This is a genomic window from Cellulomonas sp. P4_A2 (assembly GCF_056402515.1).
Genome location: NZ_JBFUHG010000220.1, coordinates 1 through 368, shown reverse-complemented (window position 1 = coordinate 368; position 368 = coordinate 1). Strand labels below are relative to the sequence as shown.

The following is a 368-nucleotide window of genomic DNA, read 5'->3' as shown; positions in this document are numbered from 1 at the left end:
ACCGTGTTCCAGTACGTGAGGAGGGTCTTGCGCACGACCTCCTGGATCGTGCCGTGGCCCACGCGCCGCGCCGCCCAGGGGGAGCCGCCCGCCGCCATGAACCAGCGGACCGCGTCCGCGCCGTGCTGGTCCATCAGCGGGATCGGCTGGAGGATGTTGCCCAGGTGCTTGGACATCTTCCGGCCGTCCTCGGCGAGGATGTGGCCCAGGCACACCACGTTCTCGTACGACGACTTGTCGAAGACCAGCGTGCCGACGGCCATCAGCGTGTAGAACCAGCCGCGGGTCTGGTCGATGGCCTCGGAGATGAACTGCGCCGGGTAGCGGCTCTCGAAGAGCTCCTTGTTCTTGTACGGGTAGCCCCACTG

The 368-nt window shown here is 67.1% G+C and carries 1 protein-coding gene; it reads right to left on the bottom strand.

Annotation, left to right across the window (positions count from 1 at the left end):
* The coding region (locus AC1DUE_RS20805; RefSeq protein WP_477041291.1) for a class I tRNA ligase family protein at nucleotides 1-368 on the bottom strand (368 nt) is incomplete at both ends.